Annotated in this window: 18 protein-coding genes; 4 read left to right on the plus strand and 14 right to left on the minus strand. The window is 66.5% G+C overall.

All coding sequences use genetic code 11. The features are described 5' to 3' along the window. Positions 1-168 precede the first annotated feature (168 nt). On the minus strand, positions 169-1134 hold the full coding sequence (locus ABD05_RS34190) for a dTDP-4-dehydrorhamnose reductase family protein (RefSeq protein ID WP_047904524.1): 966 nt from the start codon (positions 1132-1134) through the stop codon (positions 169-171). 189 nt (positions 1135-1323) lie between these two features. Continuing rightward, on the minus strand, positions 1324-1737 hold the full coding sequence (locus ABD05_RS34195; RefSeq protein WP_047904525.1) for a DoxX family protein: 414 nt from the start codon (positions 1735-1737) through the stop codon (positions 1324-1326). 1076 nt (positions 1738-2813) lie between these two features. Between ABD05_RS34195 and fliD the strand changes: the two genes are divergently transcribed. After that, a complete protein-coding gene (gene fliD, locus ABD05_RS34200; protein ID WP_047904526.1) occupies positions 2814-4328 on the plus strand; it encodes a flagellar filament capping protein FliD in 1515 nt (504 codons plus the stop codon). Between the two features lie 295 nt (positions 4329-4623). On the opposite strand, the gene ABD05_RS34205 is transcribed toward fliD, so the two are convergent. The 4 genes from ABD05_RS34205 to rbsK all read right to left on the minus strand — a co-directional run bounded on the left by ABD05_RS34205 (position 4624) and on the right by rbsK (position 9223). Continuing rightward, on the minus strand, positions 4624-5271 hold the full coding sequence (locus tag ABD05_RS34205) for a hypothetical protein (protein WP_047904527.1): 648 nt from the start codon (positions 5269-5271) through the stop codon (positions 4624-4626). Between the two features lie 637 nt (positions 5272-5908). After that, positions 5909-6856: a dihydrodipicolinate synthase family protein gene (locus ABD05_RS34210; RefSeq protein ID WP_047904528.1), complete on the minus strand. Its 948-nt coding sequence runs from the start codon at positions 6854-6856 to the stop codon at positions 5909-5911. Between the two features lie 60 nt (positions 6857-6916). Continuing rightward, a complete protein-coding gene (locus ABD05_RS34215) occupies positions 6917-8236 on the minus strand; it encodes an MFS transporter (RefSeq protein WP_047904529.1) in 1320 nt (439 codons plus the stop codon). A gap of 60 nt (positions 8237-8296) precedes the next feature. Beyond that, positions 8297-9223 (minus strand): ribokinase, encoded by a 927-nt coding sequence (rbsK, locus tag ABD05_RS34220; protein ID WP_047904530.1) that lies wholly within the window; start codon positions 9221-9223, stop codon positions 8297-8299. A gap of 241 nt (positions 9224-9464) precedes the next feature. Here rbsK and ABD05_RS34225 point away from each other — a divergent pair, with 241 nt between their 5' ends. Further along, positions 9465-10550: a LacI family DNA-binding transcriptional regulator gene (locus tag ABD05_RS34225; protein WP_047904531.1), complete on the plus strand. Its 1086-nt coding sequence runs from the start codon at positions 9465-9467 to the stop codon at positions 10548-10550. A 25-nt stretch (positions 10551-10575) separates the two neighbouring features. Here the strand turns inward: ABD05_RS34225 and ABD05_RS34230 are convergent, their stop codons facing one another. From ABD05_RS34230 to ABD05_RS34245, 3 genes are all read right to left on the minus strand, one after another. After that, positions 10576-11646 carry a lysozyme inhibitor LprI family protein gene (locus ABD05_RS34230; protein WP_047904532.1) on the minus strand — a complete coding sequence of 357 codons (1071 nt, stop codon included), beginning with the start codon at positions 11644-11646 and terminating at the stop codon, positions 10576-10578. A gap of 326 nt (positions 11647-11972) precedes the next feature. Continuing rightward, positions 11973-13094 carry a Fic family protein gene (locus ABD05_RS34240; protein WP_202967918.1) on the minus strand — a complete coding sequence of 374 codons (1122 nt, stop codon included), beginning with the start codon at positions 13092-13094 and terminating at the stop codon, positions 11973-11975. A 93-nt stretch (positions 13095-13187) separates the two neighbouring features. Further along, positions 13188-14105 carry a LysR family transcriptional regulator gene (locus ABD05_RS34245; RefSeq protein ID WP_047904534.1) on the minus strand — a complete coding sequence of 306 codons (918 nt, stop codon included), beginning with the start codon at positions 14103-14105 and terminating at the stop codon, positions 13188-13190. A gap of 128 nt (positions 14106-14233) precedes the next feature. Here ABD05_RS34245 and ABD05_RS34250 point away from each other — a divergent pair, with 128 nt between their 5' ends. Together ABD05_RS34250 and wrbA are read left to right on the plus strand one after the other, a co-directional pair. Then, positions 14234-14959 (plus strand): pirin family protein, encoded by a 726-nt coding sequence (locus tag ABD05_RS34250; protein WP_047904535.1) that lies wholly within the window; start codon positions 14234-14236, stop codon positions 14957-14959. Positions 14960-15020: 61 nt separating this feature from the next. Next, positions 15021-15623: an NAD(P)H:quinone oxidoreductase gene (gene wrbA / locus ABD05_RS34255; RefSeq protein ID WP_047904536.1), complete on the plus strand. Its 603-nt coding sequence runs from the start codon at positions 15021-15023 to the stop codon at positions 15621-15623. A 123-nt stretch (positions 15624-15746) separates the two neighbouring features. Here the strand turns inward: wrbA and ABD05_RS34260 are convergent, their stop codons facing one another. The 5 genes from ABD05_RS34260 to ABD05_RS34280 all read right to left on the minus strand — a co-directional run bounded on the left by ABD05_RS34260 (position 15747) and on the right by ABD05_RS34280 (position 19232). Then, on the minus strand, positions 15747-16052 hold the full coding sequence (locus ABD05_RS34260; protein WP_047904537.1) for a hypothetical protein: 306 nt from the start codon (positions 16050-16052) through the stop codon (positions 15747-15749). Between the two features lie 227 nt (positions 16053-16279). Then, a complete protein-coding gene (locus tag ABD05_RS34265) occupies positions 16280-17014 on the minus strand; it encodes an LrgB family protein (RefSeq protein ID WP_047904538.1) in 735 nt (244 codons plus the stop codon). After that, positions 17011-17382, minus strand: coding sequence for a CidA/LrgA family protein (locus ABD05_RS34270; RefSeq protein WP_047904733.1), 372 nt, complete (start codon positions 17380-17382; stop codon positions 17011-17013). Before ABD05_RS34270 ends, ABD05_RS34265 begins: the two co-directional genes overlap by 4 nt. 332 nt (positions 17383-17714) lie before the next feature. Beyond that, positions 17715-18749, minus strand: coding sequence for an alpha/beta hydrolase (locus ABD05_RS34275; RefSeq protein ID WP_047904539.1), 1035 nt, complete (start codon positions 18747-18749; stop codon positions 17715-17717). A 54-nt stretch (positions 18750-18803) separates the two neighbouring features. Further along, on the minus strand, positions 18804-19232 hold the full coding sequence (locus tag ABD05_RS34280; RefSeq protein ID WP_047904540.1) for an organic hydroperoxide resistance protein: 429 nt from the start codon (positions 19230-19232) through the stop codon (positions 18804-18806). Positions 19233-19261: the final 29 nt, after the last annotated feature.

Raw genomic sequence — 19261 nt, forward strand, 5'->3', positions numbered from 1 at the left:
CTCATCCACGGGGTAGCCCCGTAGTCCTGGAACATCGGCTGCCTGTTCCGGGCGTGTGCTTGACCCACCGCCCCGCGTCGCGACTTTAAAGGCCGGGCATGCAGGATGTCAAACCCGGCGGCAGGCCGGCGTCGCGCGGGCGACGCTGCCCGCGAGTGGCGCCCGATCCTACAGCACCTGCGGCGCATCGCGCAGCACGGTGCGCAACGCGGTATCGAACGGCGTCGCGTAATCGATCCCGAGTTCGCGCACGCGCGATGCGTCCAGATGGCAATCGTACGGGCGCGGCGTCGCGTCGGCCGGCGTGTCGATCGGCGCGAGCGATGCGTCGATGCCGAGCGCGGCCGCGATCCGCTGCGCGATCCCGTACTTCGTCATCGGCTCCTCGCCCGACCAATGACGGATGCCCGTGACGGACCCGCCCGCGAGATGACGCAACGTCAGGTCGCGGATAACTTGCGCGACGTCCGGCGTGTAGGTCGGGTAACGAATCGCCCATGCGTCCATGCCGACCGCGTCGGCACCCGGGCGCGCGGAAGCGACGATCGCGGGGACGAGGCTCGTGACGGCCGATTCGCTCCAGTCGGCGATCGGCCCGTAAAGCAACGGCAGGCGCAGCACGCACGACAACGGCGACGCGGCGAGCAGTGCTGCCTCGCCTTCCAGCTTCGTGCGGCCGTAGATGTTCAGCGGATTCGGGGTGGCGTCTTCACCGTACGGGGCGGCCTTGCCGTCGAATACGTAATCGGTGGAGATGCCCAGCGTCCATGCGCCATATCGCGCGGCGAGCGCGCCGATGCGAGCCGGGGCGGTGACGTTGATTGCGCGCGCCGCGGCCGGGTCGCGTTCGCAGACGTCGGGGCGGCGTTCGGCTGCGCAGACGATCACGGCGGCCGGCTTGCGGGTTTCGAAGAGGTGTTCGAGGGACGGCTGGTCGAGCGCGTCGAGTCGGGCGATGTTTTCCGGCGGCAGCGCGAGCAGTCTTGCGCCTGCGCTTTGTGGGTTCCGGATGGTCGCGAGCAGCGTCAGCGACGATTCGCGGGCCAGCGACGCGGCAACCGCTCGACCGAGCAGGCCGGAGGCGCCGATGAGGAGAATGGTCGGGAGTTCGGGCGACGAGGTTGGGCTTGGCATGGGCGGCGATTCGGTGACGTGGGGAAGCGCGAGGTCGCGTTCGGCGTTCGAGACCTGATCGTTCGGAGGATAGCGGAAAAGGTCAGCAATCTCCGAAACCGCCTCACCCCATCCATCGCTGAAAAAAGTAAAGCCCGGTGCGCATCCGCGCACCGGGCCCGTCACACCGGACAGAAACTTCGCCCCGCGTTACTTCCGGTCGAACGAATACCGCCCCGGCCCGGTCAGCGCGAGCAACAGCAACCCGCCGATGATGCTCACGTTCTTGTAGAAGTTGATCATCGCCATGTACTGGTCCATTCCCTGCAGCGCCCAGTAGCGATGGCCGATCAGCGCGGTCGCGAGCGTATAGGCGGCGAACACCAGCGCGAGCGGACGCGTATAGAAGCCGATCGCGATCAGCGCGCCGCCGGCCAGCTCGACCGCCACCGCGATCGCGGCCGCCAGCTCGGGCGCCGGGTTCCCCGTCGACGCCATGTACGCGACCGTGCCCGAGAAGCCGCTCAGCTTCTGCCAGCCGAACAGCACGAACAGGATCATCATCAGCACGCGAGCCGCCAGCAGCAGCTCGTCCTTCTTCGACTCCAGCGAAATGTAACGCATAGCAATCACCCTTGAATTGACGGTTCGATGCATCCGCTGCCGATACACGCCGAATCGGCGAGCCAGGCCGGCAACGGACCACTCCTCGCACGATCGGACAACGGACCGGCCGGCCCGTCGCCGAAGAATCCGCCCGGTTGCGCCGTTCCTGGCGCGCTCCGGATCGGTTCTGGCGAAGCACGGAACGAAGTCTACTGTCTCCTCATGAATCATCAATCCTTCAAAAAGCGATTCGCTGTCTCTCTTTAGTGGACAATCTGGCGCAACAAGGCCGTTCCACAGTGGCTGATTAGGCAGCGCCAACGAATCCCGGTCCCGCTCGATCCAATCCGTTCTCGTGTTTCCGGATCAGGAAAACTGCCACCTTCTTCCGGTCCACCTTATCCAATCGATATTGTTTTCGGCAATTGACACGTACCGGTCACAACAACGCGTCTCGACAGTTATATAGCGGCACGTTCGACGCGCGACTCAAACGCCATTGCTTCAGTCCGGAAATTCGACCGCCTTTGCAATCTGCGAACGATCTTCTTTCGAGCAAGGACACATGGCCCGGAAATGAGGATTGACAAACGAAAACGTTTCACGTGCATGCGGCCGATGTCGAATTTGGTGGGGAATCGTACGCCTGACAAGGCTCACAGCTCGACACCAACCACGATAAACGCCTGCCCCACGCAGCCGCTTCGCCTGATGTTTAGCGACATGAGCGAAAACTTCCTCATCAAACATCCATGCTTTCATCAAGTTTTCAATGGCGGCAAAAATCCCTGAATAAATACAAATAAAATCATGTGTTTACGCTGAAAGATTGCAGACTCCAGTCACACATTCACCCGCACCACTCCTGCCTACAGTTTTCTCAAGAAACATTACAAAAAATTACCAATTAATGCCGATTTAAATATACGATGGCGCACCGATTCGTTCTTACGTTTCCCTGACGCCTCCCGTGAACCCCGGAATGCGTCGCGCGGGAGGCAGCATGCAGGCGAATCGCGACGAGGCCGCCCGGATCACCGCAGCGGACTCGACAGCCGTTCGTCACAGGATCGCCATTCAACCGGAGTTCACCCATGCCAACGAACACGCCCGTGACCAGCGGCGCGAACGCGAACAGCCTGATGCAGCAGGCGGCGCAATCGATCATCAACGGCTCGACCGGCAATCCGTCGATGGACGTCGGCACGCTCGTCAAGACGCTGGTGAACGCGAAGACGGCCGGCCGGGCCGCGACGCTTGCCGCGTCGCAAGCGACCGGCAGCACGCGGATTTCCGCATTCGGCGCACTGTCGTCGGCGCTGGGCGCGCTCGAGGCGGGCCTCACGTCGCTGACGAACGGCGGGCTGCAGTCGACGTTCAACGCCGTCGCGAGCGGCAAGGGCCTCACCGCGACGGCCGGTGCGGGCGCGGTCGCCGGCACCTACACGGTCGGCGTCACGCAGATCGCGACCGCGCAGGCGCTGTCGTCGGCGGGTTTCAACGGGACCAAGGCGCTCGGCACCGGCACGCTGACGCTGTCGCTCGGCAGCCAGTCGTTCAAGGTCGAGGTCGGCAGCACGAACAACACGCTGTCGGGCATCGCGGCCGCGATCAACGCCGCGTCGAACAATCCGGGAATCAGCGCGACCGTCATCAACGGCACCGACGGCGCGCACCTCGTGCTCGCATCGTCGAAGACGGGCGCGGCGAACGCGATCAGCGTCGCGGTCGGCAACGTGGCCAATGACAACGGGCTGTCGAGCCTCGGCGTCACGTCGACGGCCGACACGGCCGGCGGCGCGTCGAAGATCGAATCGGCGAACAGCGCGGCCGCGTGGAAGCAGAGCGCCGTCGCGCAGGATGCGAAGTTCACGATCAACGGGATCGCGTCGGCCAGCGCGAACAACGCAGTGTCGGGCGTGCTGACCGGCATCACGCTGAACCTGTCGGCGGCCGCGGTCAGCGCGACCGATACGCAGACGCTGACGGTCAGCACCGACACGAAGTCGCAAGCGGCGACGATCACGAATTTCGTGAACCTGTACAACACGGTCGTCAAGACGATGGGCGCGCTGACGAGCTACACGCAGGGAGCGAACTCGCAGGGCGCGCTGATCGGCGATTCGACGCTGAACACGATCCGCAACTCGCTCGCGTCGATCGTCGCGCGCGGTGTCGACAGCGGCGCCACCACCGAAAAGGGCAACGGGCACGCGAGCCTGCTGTCGATCGGCATCAAGCTCGAGAAGGACGGCACGCTGAACGTCGACAGCGCGAAGCTCGGCGACACGCTGTCCGCGAACCCGACGGCGGTCGCTCGCCTGTTCAACCCGACGAACGGGATCGGCACGCGCCTGACCGAGCAGATCACGCAATTTACGAAGAAGAGCGGAATGATCGACGTGCGCACGACCGCACTGAACGCCGATCTGAAGCGCATCACGCAGCAGCAGTCCGATCTGTCCGACTACGCCGCGCAATTGACGAAGCAGTACCAGGCGCAGTTCACGGCGCTCAACACGCTGATGGCCAAGATGAACTCGAACACGCAGTACCTGACGCGGCTGTTCGGCGGCGCAAACAGCAGCGGCACGCTGGCGAAAAGGTGAACGGGCGGGCATAGCGGCGACCGCTTCGGCGGTTCCCGCGCAATGGTTCGAGCGGTTCGAGCGGTTCGAGCGGTTCGAGCGGTTCGAGCGGTTCGAGCGGTTCGAGCGGTTCGAGCGGTTCGAGCGGTTCGAGCGGTTCGAGCGGTTCGAGCGGCCGCGCCGCCGAACCGTGGTGCGTTGCGTACCGCCTGGAAGCGTTCACGCGCGGCGGTGCACAAGCGCTTGCGGTTACTTCATCAGGCCACACGATCGCGGCACGCAGCCCGCACGCGGCGTGCCCGATACGCGCGTGCCGTCAGCCCAGCCCCTCAACACGGTCCGCGAACAAATCGATCGCGCGCGACACCTGACGCCCGAAATAGCCGGGCCGCTCGCGTTCGTACGCGCGCAGCAACGTCGTGCATTCGCGCTCGGCCCAGCGCCAGACGGGGCCCTGCTTCGCGAACACCGGATGATCGTGCAACTCGGCCGGCACCGCGTGCTCGTCCTCCCAGCCCCAGAAATACGCCTGGTACGCGCGGGCGAACGGCATCCCCAGATTGTTCGCGACGGTCTCGTCGTGGCGCAGCGTGAAGTCGACGACCTCCTTGCGCACGCGGCCGCCGACATCGTCGTGGCGCGCTTCGATCCAGCAGTGATAGCGCGCGAGCTGCGACAGATGCCGCGCGGTGCGGCGCCGCTCGCGCGTCGTGCACAGCGCGTACAGGTTGCCGCCGCCGAAATCCATCACTTCGCCGCCCGCGAACGGCCGGTAAGGCTTGCCGGTCAGCAGCGTCAGCACCTGCGCGCCGACGATCGCGTAGTCGGCACACCGCATGTAACCGCTGCGCGTCGTCGCTTCCGATACGCTCCGGTGGACGGCCTCGTCGATCACGGCGTGCAGCATGGCATCTACCGGCGCCCCCAGGATCGGTGGCTGGCTAGTCGTCGTCACTGGTTGCATCGGAGGTGGATACGGATTCAACGGTTCATCGGTAAAAAACGCTCCGCGGCATAATATTACGAATCGTTACAAGCACCGATAGAAGGATTGAGCAGATTTGTGTGCTTTTGTCGTGGGCCGCTGGAGCGTGCCGGACAGGCCGGCGGACGCCACGGAAGCAGTACGCAACGCGGTAGACAGACGTGCGTCGGCACCGCGCTCGCGGATCGCGGATCGCGGGTGATTCGATTTTGTATGGCGGTGGATGAAGGCCGGACGGCGTGTCGGCCTCGTGTCGGCGTTGCGCCGCGTCGCGTGACAACGGGCACCGTGCCCGTCGCGGCCGGTTGCCATTGCGGCGCGGTCGCGAGCAGGTGGCATCGCCGCCACCTGATGCAATCGGGAATCCCGGTGGTTTTATCGCATTGCGCACCCGGCATGAACGCGGCGCCGCGTTCACACCATCCGGAACGTTGCAGATACACCGTTAACACCGCATCGCGCGACGCGTTCGAAACGCATCGCGAGACATCGATTTTTCTTGCGACAAACCTGCGCGCCTGCCGCACGCTTCTTGATGAAAAAATGCGAAAGCGACCGCATGCGCGCCACGCGATCCCGTCGCGCGCCGCGTGCTCCACACGGCGCGCCGCATCCGCTATTGCGCAACGATCCGCCGGCGGAAATGCTCGGTACCGGCCACGATCTTGTCGAGCACCGCGTCGAGCGCCCAGAATCGTTCGCGCACATCGTAATCGATCGCGCGGCATTTGATCGACCCGAAGGTGCCGATCCGCTGGTGATAGAGCTTCGCGAGCGCCGGGTAGCCCAGCACTTCCGACACCGCCGACACGACCAGGAACGTCGACAGTTCGTCGGCCAGCGCCGGGTTCGTGTCTCCTTGCGTGCGCAACCAACGGTAGAGATCCGGATGGAAGTTGGTGAATACGCCGTTGAAACCCGCGGACCCCGCCTTCATCGCGTCCCATGCAATCGCGGCGTTCGCGTTCAGGATCTTCAGCGGCGATCCCGCGGCGAGCGCGACCCGCCGCTTCACGGTCTCGAGGTCGCAGCTCACGTCCTTGAGCATCACGAACCGGCCCGTGTCGATGCACGCGCGCAATTCGTCATCCGACAGGAGCCGCCGGTAAGGCGCCGGGCACTCATACAGGCCGAGCGGCAGATCCGACGGCAGTCGCGCGAGCAGCTTGTGAAGACGGTCGAGCAACGCGGCGCTGCCCTTGCGCTGCGGATCGAGCCGGTTGGTCACGAGCACGACGCCCTGCGCACCCGATTCGGCCGCCGCGCACAGCTCGGCGACCTGCGCGTCGAGATCGTCGCTGATGTGCCCCGATGCGACGACGGGCACGCGCCCGGCCACCCGCTCGACCACGAAACGCGCCAGTTCCGCGCGTTCGGCAAGACTCAGGAACTGCATCTCGCTCGACTGCGCGACCGCGAACAACGCATCCGCGCCATGCGCCAGATACCATTCGATGAGCCGCTCGAGCCCTGCGTAGTCGATCGCGCCGGCGTCGTCGAACGGCGTCAGCATCACCGGTACGATCCCCTCGATGGTCACGCTCGATTGCTGCTGGTGTTGCATCTGTTTCTCCTTCCTTCAGTGAATACGTGGTGCAGGCTGCGTGCCTGGGGCCGGTTCACGCTAAGCCGGCAACGCTTCGGACGCGGCATTCGCGGCCTGCTCGGGAATCGGCTTGCGCACCAGCAGCAGGTAGGCCATCGCGCCGGCGAACGCGATCGCCGCGGCGGTCAGCAGCGCGGGCACGAACGACCACTTCTGCGCAATGATGCCCGTCAGGATCGGCGCAAGCGCACCGCCGATGAAACCGCCGAAATTCTGGATCGCACCGAGCGATGCGACGCGGTTCGGCGGCGCTGCCGCCGTCGCGAGCGCCCACGAACTGGCCGACGCCGCGTTGGCGAGAAAGATCACGACCGAAATGCATGCGAGCGCAACCGCATTGCTCTGCACGAGCGCGGCCGGGATCGTGAATGCGACCATCCCGAGCATCGCGACCACCACCGCATTGCGGCGGCTCACGACCGGCGAACGGCTGCGACGCGTGACCACGTCCGACAGCCAGCCGGCGACCAGCGAGCCGACGAATCCGCACAGGAACGGCACCGACGCGGCGAATCCGGTACGGATCAGGCTCATGTGCCGCTCCATCGTCAGGTACCCGGGCAGCCAGGTCAGGTACACCCAGTTCAGGTACACGGAACCGAAAAAGCCGATCAGCATCCCCCAGGTCGTGCCGTGCGAGAACAGGCTGCGCCATTCGCCGAAAGTCAGTTTCGGCGCCGCGACGACGCTTTGCGCATCGGCATCGAGATAGCCGCGCTCGTCGGCGGTCAGTTGCGCGCGCACCGGATCGCGGTACAGCGCAAACCAGACGACGGCCACGACGAGACCGAGTGCGCCCGTCGCAATGAACGCCCAGCGCCAGTCGAACGACGCGACGACGATCGACAGCAGCAACGGCGCGAGCGCGGTACCGAGCGGCGACGCGGCGTTGAAAATGCCGGTCGGCGTGCCGCGCGCACGCAGCGGAAACCAGTTGCTCACCACCCGCGCAGCCGACGGGAACTGCGGCGCCTCGCCGATGCCGAGCACGATGCGCGCGACGATGAACCAGCCGAAGGTGGACACGATGCCGCCGGACGCCTGCGCGAACGACCAGACGATCAGCCCGATACCGAGCAGCCGGCGCGGACCGATGCGGTCGACGAGCCCGCCCACCGGAAACTGGCACAGCGCGTAGCTCCACGAGAACGCCGACAGCAGCAGCCCCATCTGCGCGAGCGACAAGCCGAGATCGCCCCGGATCGCCGAGCTCGCGACGGCCAGCGTGCCGCGATCGAGATAATTGACGATCCCGCTCGCCATCAACAGCGCAAGCGCGATGCGTTGTCCGCGCCGGATACGCGGCGGCGCGTGCGGAACAGATTGGTTTTCGCTCATTACGTTTGTCTCCATGTCACTGGTATCGGCCGGGTCCGGCCTTTCCGTCTCATGCGGAATTCAGGTATCCATACGTGTCACTTCTTCGCGTGTCGGGATCGAGGTCTGTGCGCCGTAGCGCGTGACGCTGATCGCGGCCGCACGCTGACCGAAGCCGATCGCGTCGTCCATCGACGCGCCGCTCGCCCGCGCCGCCGCAAACCCGCCGACGAACGTGTCGCCTGCCGCAGTCGTATCGACCGCGACCACCGCCATCGCGCGATGGCGACCGTTCCCTGCGCTGCCGCGCCAGCAGACGCCGCGCGCGCCGAGCGTAACCAGCACGTTGCCGACGCCCTTCGCGCGCAGCGCATCGGCGGCGCGCACGGCCGACGCATCGTCGCCGACGGCGATGCCGGTCAGCGACTCGGCTTCGGTTTCGTTGACGACGAGGTAGTCGATCCGCGCCAGCAATGCGTCGAACAGCGGCTGCGCAGGCGCGGGATTGAGCAGCACCGGCGTGTGGTGCGTGCTCGCACAGGCAATCGCGCGCGCCACGGTCGCGATCGGCACTTCAAGCTGGCAGACGAGCAGCGCCGCCCCGGCGATCGTTTCGCGCGCCGCGTCGATCCGGTCGGCATCGAGGCACGCATTCGCGCCGGGCACGACGACGATGCTGTTCGCGCCGCCGTCGTCGACCGTGATCGCGGCAACGCCGGTCGTCGCGCCGCCGATGCGATGCAGGTGCGTCACGTCGATCCGTTCCGCCGCCAGCGCGCCGTGCAGGCGTGCACCGAACGCGTCGTCGCCGACGCAGCCGATCATCGCGACCGGCGCACCCAGGCGCGCGGCCGCGACCGCCTGGTTCGCCCCCTTGCCGCCGTGAACGGTCTGGAATTCCGTGCCGAGCAGCGTCTCGCCCGGCACCGGCAGGCGCGGCGCACGCGTGACGAGGTCGATGTTCACGCTGCCGACGACAGCGATATGCGATGAACGGGCACTGTTCATTTTGAAATGTAACCGCTTACATTTGAGGCGGACAAAATGGCCGGGAAGGCCGTCGTCGATGAAAATTTCGCGATGCGGATGGAATATGTGTCTGACATAATACGGAACAGCATCAAGATAGCGCTTACATTCTCACAGGATCGAATCGGGATGCAAGCGGGACCACCATGAATCGAGGGTAAACAATGACGGTTTCGACAGCGCATGGCGTCGGCAACACCGCCACGCCGGGAGACGGCCGATGAGCACGCCCCCGTCCCGCGGCGGCGCGGCGCGTGCGCGCCGCGGCAGCGGCCGCTCGGTGCTCGGCGATGTCGCGAAGCTGGCCGGCGTGTCGACCGCGACCGTCTCGCGCGTGTACAACGATCCCGGCAAGGTGTCGGCCGACGTGCAGCAGCGCGTGCGCGACGCGGCGCGCGCACTGAACTGGATTCCGAATGCGGCCGGCCGCGCGCTCGCGTCCACGCGCACCCATATCACCGGCGCGATCATTCCGACGCTCGACGACCAGGTGTTCGCGTCGCAGGTCGCGGGCATGCAGACGGTCATGGCGGAGCACGGCATCACGCTGTTCCTCGGCTGCTCGAACTACGATCCCGCGCAGGCGCTGGCGCAGGTGCGCGCGATGCTGTCGCGCGGCGTGGAAGCCGTGTCGCTGGTCGGCGAAGCGTATCCGCCGGAACTGTTCGAACTCCTTGCGATGCACGGCGTGCCGTATGTCGTCACGTACGCGTATCGCGACGACAGCCCGCACTGCTGCATCGGCTTCGACAACCGCGCGGCGTTCGCGCGGCTCACCACGCACCTGCTCGATCTCGGCCACCGCGATTTCGCGATCATCATGCAGCCGTCGGCCGACAACGACCGCGTGCAGGCCCGCCTGCGCGGCATTCACGACACGCTTGCCGCACACGGGCTCGCGGTACGCCCGGTGCATCAGCACGAAGGCGCGGCCACGATCGCGTTCGGGCGGGCGAGCCTGCGCGCGATCGCCGACAGCGACGCGGCGACGCGGCCGACGGCCGTGATCTGCGGCAACGATGCGCTCGCGCTCGGCGCGTTGCTCGAGGCGCAGGCGCTCGGCATCGACGTGCCCGCGCAATTGTCGATCACCGGGTTCGACGATATCGCGCTCGCGCGCGAGATCCAGCCGCCGCTGACGACGATGTGGGTCGACACCGATGCGATCGGGCGCCAGGCCGCACATGCGTTGCTCGACGCGCTCGAGAATGGCGCAACGGGGCCCGGTCATGCCGTCCTGCCCGAGTTGCGCATGCGGGAATCGGCCGCGCCGCCGGCGCAGGCTCGCGTGTCGCGCAAAAAATGAAGACGCGTCGGGCGACTCCGGCTGCTTACTGCATCACGTCGATCGGCAGCGTCTTGTCGAGATTGTCGTGCCACGCCTGGATGGTCTTCGGCACGTTTTTCTTCCACGCCGGCGCGTTCGAGTAATAGCGCATCCGGACCTTGTTCTGCGCGTCGAATACGAGCAGCCCGATCCACAGATCGGTGCCGCGGCTCATCACGATCGCCGCGTTCGTCGTCGCGATGCCGCGCACCCAGTACGACTTCACGCGCGCGTTGAGCCCGTCGAGATCCTTTTCTTCTGCGCTGTAATTGACCATGTCGACGAGCGTCGAGTAGTCGGCGCCGAGCAGCTTGTGCGCGGTCGCGTTCTGCGTCGCGTCGGTCACGACCTTGAGGCTCAGCAAGTCGGCCTGCGGCTTGGCCTGGAACTGCGATGCGGTCACGTAGTCGCCCGAGTAGACGACGCCCGCGCCGGCGCCGCAATCGAAATCCGCGCCCTGTTGCGTGACGCGAATGCGTCCGCCTTTCCGGTCGAAATCGAGCCGGCATTTGTCCTTGCGGTAGGTGCCGCTGTCGCCGTGCAGCACGATGTCGCCGTCGAGCCCGCCGGTATTCGCGCCGTTGTTGGCGCTCAATTCGAAATGCAGGCGAGGCGCGGTGCCGGTCAACGTCAGCACGCCGCCGAACGACGGATTGTCGCTCGTCAGGTACCACGTCTGCTGCCAGCGGTCGGCGGCAAGCGGCGTGCCGTTCAGGCTCGCGAGCCGTTCGCGATAGCGGTCGCCGAGGCACGGCGCATCGTTGCCGCACTGGTCGCGCTGCTTGAGCCACTTCAACTGCGCGGCCTTCAGCGCGGCCGTATCGCCGCCTTTCGCAAGCGCCTTCTTCCACGCGGCCGACAGGTCGCCGTCGAGCTTCGACAGCGCGGTGTCGGCGCAGATCGTCTTCTCGGCCGGCGAAGCGGCCTTCGCGCAGTCGAAGCCGGCCGCACGCGCGGCGATCGGCAACAGCGCCAGCAGCGCGGCCGCCGCGACGGATCGCAGGTGCGTGTACCGCGCATCACGTGCGGGAATCGCGGCTTGCCCGCGCGCGTTCGATCGGTTCTGGATGGTCATCGGCTTGGATCGTCGCTGGGTCGCGTGCCTGTAGAAGCTACCTGCACGCGACATTCGAGGTAAAAACGCCCGGCCCGGCATGCGACGCATGCCGTCGCCCGCCGCAGCGTAACCCGAATGCACGACGCCGATCAATCGACGTTCGATGTCGGCGCAACCGTCCCGGCGGCCACGCTGCGTTGCACGATGCCGTCGCGTGATGCGGCTTTCGCGGCGGCATCGATGATCCCGATGAACGCCATTGCGCCATCGCCTTCGTGTGCGGGTGCGGGTGCGGGTGCGGGTGCGGCACCCACCGTCGAAGCCGGTTTCGATGCGAGCCGGCGTCAGCCGTCGAACGGCACCAGCTCGTAACTCGTGCTCCGCCCGCCGGACGATGAGCGACGCAGCACACCGTGCTCGACGAGTTCCGTGATGTCGCGCAGCGCCGTGTCTTGCGAGCACTTCGCGAGGGCCGCCCACTTGGTGGTCGTCAGCTTCCCTTCGAAACCGTCGAGCAAGCGATTCATGACCTTGACCTGACGTTCGTTCATCGCGAAGCCCGCACGTCGCCGCCAGAAGCGCGCCTTGACCAGCACCGCGTCGAGCGTCGTGTGCGCGTGATCGATGGCGCTGCCGAGTGCATTCAAGAACCACGCGAGCCATTCCGTGACGTCGAGCGAACCGCGCTGCGTCCGCTCCAGCACGTCGTAATACGCGTTGCGCTCACGCTGGATTTGCGCCGACAGGCTATAGAAGCGTTGCGGACTCCGATCGGCGCGCGCGAGGACGAGATCCCCGAGCGCTCGCGCGATACGGCCGTTGCCGTCGTCGAACGGATGGAGCGTGACGAACCAGAGGTGGGCCAGGCCGGCCCGGATCAGCAGGGGTTCAACCGGCGCGGCATTGAACCAGGCGAGAAAGCGCGCGATCTCGCCGGTCAGGCGCGCGGCGGGCGGTGCTTCGAAATGCACGCGCTGTCGACCGATCGGCCCGGACACCACCTGCATCGGCCCGCTTGCATCCGTACGCCATGCGCCGACCGTGATCCGCGACATCCCCGAATAGCCGGTTGGGAACAGGGCTGCATGCCATCCGAACAGACGGCTTTCGGTGACCGGTGCCGCCGAATGAGTCGTCGCATCCAGCACCATGTCGACCACGCCCTCGACGTGGCGATCGACCGGCGCCAGCGCACCGATATCGACCCCGAGCCGGCGCGCAATCGACGACCGGACCGATGCGACGTTCAGGTTTTCGCCCTCGATGGCGCTGGTCTTGACGACGTCTTCCGTCAGCGCAACCAGGCTCGCCTCGTCGCGCAGCGCCAGGCCGACATCCGCCAGTCGCCCGGCCAGCATGCCTTGCGCACGGCTGACGTCGGCGAGTGACGTGGCAAGTGCAGGGAGATCGAAGCGCCATGCAGGCCAGTCGGCCGATTCCCAGATGAAGGTGTAATCTCCGCTCATGATGCGGAGATTATCCCATCGATTCACCGCATGGCTCAATATTCTCCGCAAATTCTACGGAGAATAACGTCTCTATTCACCGCACGCCGCCCGCTACCGCCGCCTGCCGGCCCCGCCCTTCGCCGCCGGCGCGGCCTCCCCGAGCCGCTCCGCGAGAAACCCGATGAACGTGCGCAGCGTGACGAACCCTTCGCGATGCTGCGGAAACACCGCGTTGAGCGTGATCGGCGACGGCGCATACGCGTCGAGCACCGGCACGAGCGCGCCGCTGTCGAGCGCCGCGCCGACGATGAAGTGCGGCAGCAGCGCGATGCCGAGCCCCGCGATCGCCGCGTCGCGCACGACTTCGCCGTTGTTCGCGACGAGCGGCCCCTGCACGTCGAACGTGCGCGCCGCGCCGTCGACGCGGAATTCCCAGCCGACGCGCCGCTCGCGCCCGTACAGCAGGCACGTGTGGCCGGCGAGATCGGCCGGCGTCTCGGGCGTGCCCTGCCGCTTCAGATAGGCGGGGCTCGCGCACGCGATCATCCGCCACGCACCGAGCGGGCGCGCGATCAGCGACGAATCCTCGAGCGAGCCGATCCGCAGCACCAGATCGAAGCCCTCGCCGATCAGGTCGACGCGCCGGTCTGTCAGGTCGAGGTTCAACCGCACGGCCGGGTGCGCGGACAGGAATTCGGCGATCAGCGGCGACACGTGCGTGATCCCGAACGACAGCGGCGCGCTGATCTTCAGCGAGCCGTGCAGCTCGGTGCTGCGCACCGACATCGCCTGCTCGGCGTCGGCGATCTCCGCGAGGATCCGCTGCGCCCGCGCATAAAACTCCTGCCCCGATTCGGTCACCGCGAGATTGCGCGTGTTGCGGTGCAGAAGCCGCACGCCGAGCGACGCCTCCAGCGCCATCGTGCGCCGGCTGACGAACTGCTTGGACAGCATCAGCTGGTCGGCCGCCGCCGTGAAGCTGCCCGCGTCGACTGTCGCGACGAAGATCCGCAAGTCGTTGAGTTCCATATTGTCCACTCCATAGCGACAGTCATTATCGCTACAGCCATTTATTTGTCAAATCGATTGACCTAAGATTCATCTCAACGAACGGCCGGGCCCACTTCCGAGGTCCGGCGACTTCAAGGACAGAAATCATGATCGAAATCCGTGCAGCAAACCAACGTGGCCGTGCGGAGCATGGCTGGCTCAGCTCCCGTCATACGTTTTCGTTCGCGAATTACTACGATCCGAAGCAGGTCGGCTTCTCCGACCTGCTCGTGATCAACGACGACCGCGTCGCGCAGGGCGGCGGCTTCGGCACGCACCCGCACCGCGACATGGAAATCCTGTCGTACGTACTCGACGGCGCGCTGGAACACAAGGACTCGATGGGCACCGGGTCGGTGATCGTGCCGGGCGACGTGCAGTTGATGAGCGCGGGCACGGGCGTGCGCCACAGCGAGTTCAACCATTCGGCGGAAAGGCCGGTCCACTTCCTGCAGATCTGGGTCGGGCCGGCCGAAAAGGGTGCCGAGCCGCGTTATCAGCAGACGAATGTCGCGGCCGACGACAAGCGCGGCAAGCTCACGCTGGTCGTGTCGCCGAACGGCGACGCCGGTTCGCTGAAGATCCGCCAGGACACGCGGATCTACGCAGGCCTGTTCGACGGCGATGAACGCGCTACGCTGGAACTGGCACCGGACCGCTTTGCTTACGTGCACGTTGCACGCGGCAGCGTGACGGTCAACGGCGTGACGCTCGGCGAAGGCGACGGCGCTCGCATCCGCGGCGAACAGGCGCTGACGTTCGCCGACGGCAACGATGCCGAAGTGCTGGTGTTCGACCTGCGTCCGGTCGAAGTGACGGCCGAGTGGGCATGACGCCCGTTCGGGAAACCGGGCCCCGCTGAAAGCGGGGCCCTTTTAATCGGAGATTCGCAACATGGCCAAGGTACTCGTTCTTTACTACTCGTCCTACGGGCACGTCGAAACGATGGCGCAACACATCGCGGAAGGCGCGAAATCGGTGCCCGGCGTCGAGGTCGCGCTCAAGCGCGTGCCGGAAACGATCCCCGTCGACCAGGCCAGGGCCATCGGCGTGAAGGTCGACCAGGCCGCACCGGTCGCGACCGTGGACGAACTCCCCGATTACGACGCGATCATCTTCGGCACGCCGACCCGCTTCGGCAACATGGCCGGCCAGATGCGCACGTTCCTCGACCAGACCGGCAGCCTGTGGATGAAGGGCGCGCTCGTCGGCAAGATCGGCAGCGTGTTCGCGTCGACCGGCACGCAGCACGGCGGCCAGGAAACGACGATCACGTCGTTTCACACGACGCTGCTGCACCAGGGGATGGTGATCGTGGGTGTGCCGTACGCATGCAGCGGGCTCGTCAACATGAGCGAAATCACCGGCGGCACGCCGTACGGCGCGACGACGCTCGCGGGCGCGGACGGCAGCCGCCAGCCGAGCGCGAACGAACTCGAAATCGCTCGTTATCAGGGCAAGCACGTCGCGGAACTCGCGAGCAAGCTCGCGTCGTAACGCGCCGCACCATCCGGGAAAGCGCCGGCCGCGCCCGGTCCGGCATTCCCGGAAAGCCGCACATGAACGGACGGCGCCGAGGCAACCCGGCGCCGTCCGTTCATGCCGTATACCGGCCGGCCGTTACTGCCCGGAAGCCGGCGCGGCGGGCGCCGCGTTCGTCGCGGGCGCCTTCTGCACGGCGTTCTGCGGATAGTTGCTCTGGTCGTTGGTCAGCCGATAACCGCTGCCGGTGCCGATCGCCTTCAGGTCCGACGCGTGGCGCGCCCGGGCCGCCTTGCGCGCCGCCTTCTTCTGCGCCTTGTCGAGCTGCTTCTGCGTCGGCGCGGACGCCGGATCCTGCGCGTATGCCGCCGGCGCGGCGGTCAACAGCAGACCGAACGACGCCGTTACTGCTACTGCCACCGAAACCACGCGAGACTTCGTCATGGCCGGACCTCCTTGTCGATTGTTGGTTGTGAGTCGAACACCGGTACGCACGCGACGACTTGCGAGAACGGCGCCGATGCAACGTTAGCCGATCGCTGCGCAAATGTCCGTGTGCGTTCCTGAATTCTCCCGATAACGGCAGCGATACGTGCGCGCCGGGCACGCCGTCGTGCCGGCAAGCCCTCCGCGCCCATCAGGGAAACCGATAACCCGGGGGCAGCCTGCGCTCAAACCCAGCGCGACAACACCGGCAGCAGGATCGGCACGACGAAGGCCGTCAGCACGCCGTTCAGCCCCATCCCGAGCCCGGCGAACGCGCCGGCTTCCTCGCTGACCTGGAACGCGCGCGCGGTGCCGATCCCGTGCGACGCGACGCCGAGCGCGAACCCGCGCACGGCCGGCTCGTCGATCCGCAGCGCGTTGAGGATTCCGCGCGCGCACACCGCGCCGAAAATCCCGGTCGAGATCACGAGCACGGCGGTCAGCGACGGAATGCCGCCGATCTCCGCGGCGACCGCCATCGCGATCGGCGTCGTCGCCGATTTCGGCGCGAGCGACGCGATCGTCTGGTGCGATGCGCCAAACAGCGCGGCGATGCCGACCGCCGACACGATCGCGGTCAGCGAGCCCGCGAGCAGGCCGACGAGCAGCGGCAGCGCGCTGCGCCGCAGCTTCGACCACTGCCGGTACAACGGCAGCGCGAGCGCGACGGTCGCGGGGCCGAGCAGGAAATGGACGAACTGCGCGCCTTCGAAGTAGGTCGGATACGGCGTATGCGTGATCGTCAGCAGCACGACGATCAGCGCGACCGCGATCAGCACCGGGTTCGCGAGCGGATTGAAGCGCGCCCGCGCATACACGGCCTGCGCGAACAGATACGCGACCAGCGTGATGGTCAGGCCCAGCAACGGGCTCGCGGCGAGGTAGACCCAGATCGCGCCGAGTTTCGGGAAGGCCGTCATTGCGTGCCCTCCGCGGGACCGCCCGCGCGGCGTTGACGCCGCAGCAGCGCGCGCGTGACGAGCGCCGTCACCGCGATCGCGAGCGTGGTGCTCACCGCCAGCGCGACGACGACCGCGACCGCGTCGCCGCGCACGCGGTCGGCCGACACCATGATGCCGACACCGGCCGGCACGAACAGCAGCGACAGGTGGCGCAGCAGTTCGAGCGCGGTCGGCTCGATCGCGTCGGCCACCTGCGGGCGCAGCATCACGAAGCCGAACAGCAGCAGCATGCCGATCACCGGGCCCGGCACCGGCAGGCCGAACAGATAGGACACGCCTTCCCCGAGACACTGGAAGACCAGCAAGACCGCGAACGCCTGCAGCATGAACCGCTTCTCCAGAAGGTGGCCGCGATACCGCGCGGCCAATATGCCGGCGGCTTGCGGCGCCGGCGTGGACGATATGCGCGATCGTATCAACAATGCCCGCAGGCGGTCGCGACGACGCAATCTCACGATCGCACGATCCCGCTTCGACCGTTTCAATCCGGTCGGATCAGGCAAGAGATCGGGTGGAACCGGGCGGGACGAAGGAGCGATGTCGCGCCGGTCCGGACGCCAGTGATGTCGCCTTTCGCCGCGCCTGTCGTCCGCATGCAAAAAAACGGCGGGAATGAGCCCGCCGCCTCTTCGTTCGCATCCAAATGCCACCCGGCGCGTTACTTCAGCCGCGTCGCGATTTCATTCGCCAGCGCCTTCGTCGCGGCCTTCGTCGGTGCATCCGCTGCCAGCGCGTTCAGCAGACCGAAATCATGGATCGTGCCGTCATAACGCGTGGTCGTCGCATCGACACCGGCCGCGTCGAGCTTGCGACCGTATGCTTCGCCTTCGTCGCGCAGCACGTCGAACTGCGCAACCTGGATCAGCGCGGGCGGCAGGCCCTTCAACTGCGCGGTGCTCGCGCGCAGCGGCGACGCGTAGATCTCGTTGCGCTGCGCTTCGTTCTTCGTGTACGCGTCCCAGAACCACTTCATCATCGGCCGCGTCAGGAAGTGGCCCTGCTGATACGCGTTGTACGAGCCCGTGTTGAAGTTGTGGTCCGTGACGGGCCACATCAGGCCCTGGAAGCGGATCGCCGGGCCGCCCTTGTCCTTCGCCATCAGCGACACCACGGCCGCCATGTTCCCGCCGACGCTGTTGCCGACCACCGCGAGGCGGCTGCCGTCGACTGCGATCTCCGCACCGTGCGCAGCCACCCACTTCGTCGCCGCATACGCCTGGTTGATCGCGACCGGGTAATGCGCTTCCGGCGACGGGGTGTAGTTCACGAACACCGCGACGGCGCCCGATTGCACGACCAGATCGCGCACGAGGCGTTCATGCGTCGGGAAGTCGCCGAGAATCCAGCCGCCGCCGTGGAAGAACATGAACACCGGCAGCGTGCCCGTCGCGCCCTGCGGGCGGACGATCGTGATCGGCACCGACAAGCCGTCCTGCTCAATCGTGCGGTTCGACACGTCGATGCCCGACAGGTCCACCTTCGCGCCGTTCTGCGCGTCGACCAGCACCTGGCGCGCCTTCGCGGGGCTCAACGTTTCGAGGCCGGGCCCCTTCTGGCCGTTCAGCGCGGCGAGGAACCCGCTCGTCACCGCATCGGGCCGGACGGCTTCGGCGCCGGCGGCAAATGCGGTGGACGCGGTGGACAACGCGGCTGCAACAGCGGCGGCGATCAGCAGCGGCTTGACGATCTTCATGATGAAACTCCTGGGCTTAACCGGTGAATGACGATGGATGATTCGCAGTACGATTTATTCGACGAGCGTGAGCGTGACGTCGATGTTGCCGCGCGTCGCGTTCGAGTACGGGCAGACGAGGTGCGCGCGATCGATCAGCGTTTGCGCGGTATCGCGATCGAGGCCCGGCAGCGAGATCTTCAGTTCGACTTCGATGCCGAAGCCGTTCGGGATCGCGCCGATGCCGACGCTGCCTTCGATGGCGGCGTCCGCGGGGATCGCGATCTTGTCGCGGGCCGCGACGAACTTCATCGCGCCGATGAAGCACGCGCTATAGCCGGCCGCGAACAGTTGCTCGGGGTTCGCGCCTGCGCCGCCTGCGCCGCCGAGTTCGCGCGGCGTGGTCAGCTTCAGGTCCAGGCCGCTTTCGGGCACCGTGGCACGACCGTCGCGGCCGCCGGTGGCTTTTGCATGAGCGCGGTACAGCACTTTTTCGATCGACATGACAGACTCCTTTTCAACCAGTGAGTGAA

The organism is Burkholderia pyrrocinia (assembly GCF_001028665.1).
In the GTDB taxonomy this organism is placed as follows: domain Bacteria; phylum Pseudomonadota; class Gammaproteobacteria; order Burkholderiales; family Burkholderiaceae; genus Burkholderia; species Burkholderia pyrrocinia.

Excerpts from the sequence above, each read along its gene's own strand:
- ABD05_RS34190 (WP_047904524.1), bottom strand. The coding sequence starts at position 1,134 with ATGCCAAGCCCAACCTCGTCGCCCGAACTCCCGACCATTCTCCTCATC.
- ABD05_RS34195 (WP_047904525.1), bottom strand. The coding sequence starts at position 1,737 with ATGCGTTACATTTCGCTGGAGTCGAAGAAGGACGAGCTGCTGCTGGCG.
- fliD (WP_047904526.1), top strand. The coding sequence starts at position 2,814 with ATGCCAACGAACACGCCCGTGACCAGCGGCGCGAACGCGAACAGCCTG.
- ABD05_RS34205 (WP_047904527.1), bottom strand. The coding sequence starts at position 5,271 with ATGCAACCAGTGACGACGACTAGCCAGCCACCGATCCTGGGGGCGCCG.
- ABD05_RS34210 (WP_047904528.1), bottom strand. The coding sequence starts at position 6,856 with ATGCAACACCAGCAGCAATCGAGCGTGACCATCGAGGGGATCGTACCG.
- ABD05_RS34215 (WP_047904529.1), bottom strand. The coding sequence starts at position 8,236 with ATGAGCGAAAACCAATCTGTTCCGCACGCGCCGCCGCGTATCCGGCGC.
- rbsK (WP_047904530.1), bottom strand. The coding sequence starts at position 9,223 with ATGAACAGTGCCCGTTCATCGCATATCGCTGTCGTCGGCAGCGTGAAC.
- ABD05_RS34225 (WP_047904531.1), top strand. The coding sequence starts at position 9,465 with ATGAGCACGCCCCCGTCCCGCGGCGGCGCGGCGCGTGCGCGCCGCGGC.
- ABD05_RS34230 (WP_047904532.1), bottom strand. The coding sequence starts at position 11,646 with ATGACCATCCAGAACCGATCGAACGCGCGCGGGCAAGCCGCGATTCCC.
- ABD05_RS34240 (WP_202967918.1), bottom strand. The coding sequence starts at position 13,094 with ATGAGCGGAGATTACACCTTCATCTGGGAATCGGCCGACTGGCCTGCA.
- ABD05_RS34245 (WP_047904534.1), bottom strand. The coding sequence starts at position 14,105 with ATGGAACTCAACGACTTGCGGATCTTCGTCGCGACAGTCGACGCGGGC.
- ABD05_RS34250 (WP_047904535.1), top strand. The coding sequence starts at position 14,234 with ATGATCGAAATCCGTGCAGCAAACCAACGTGGCCGTGCGGAGCATGGC.
- wrbA (WP_047904536.1), top strand. The coding sequence starts at position 15,021 with ATGGCCAAGGTACTCGTTCTTTACTACTCGTCCTACGGGCACGTCGAA.
- ABD05_RS34260 (WP_047904537.1), bottom strand. The coding sequence starts at position 16,052 with ATGACGAAGTCTCGCGTGGTTTCGGTGGCAGTAGCAGTAACGGCGTCG.
- ABD05_RS34265 (WP_047904538.1), bottom strand. The coding sequence starts at position 17,014 with ATGACGGCCTTCCCGAAACTCGGCGCGATCTGGGTCTACCTCGCCGCG.
- ABD05_RS34270 (WP_047904733.1), bottom strand. The coding sequence starts at position 17,382 with ATGCTGCAGGCGTTCGCGGTCTTGCTGGTCTTCCAGTGTCTCGGGGAA.
- ABD05_RS34275 (WP_047904539.1), bottom strand. The coding sequence starts at position 18,749 with ATGAAGATCGTCAAGCCGCTGCTGATCGCCGCCGCTGTTGCAGCCGCG.
- ABD05_RS34280 (WP_047904540.1), bottom strand. The coding sequence starts at position 19,232 with ATGTCGATCGAAAAAGTGCTGTACCGCGCTCATGCAAAAGCCACCGGC.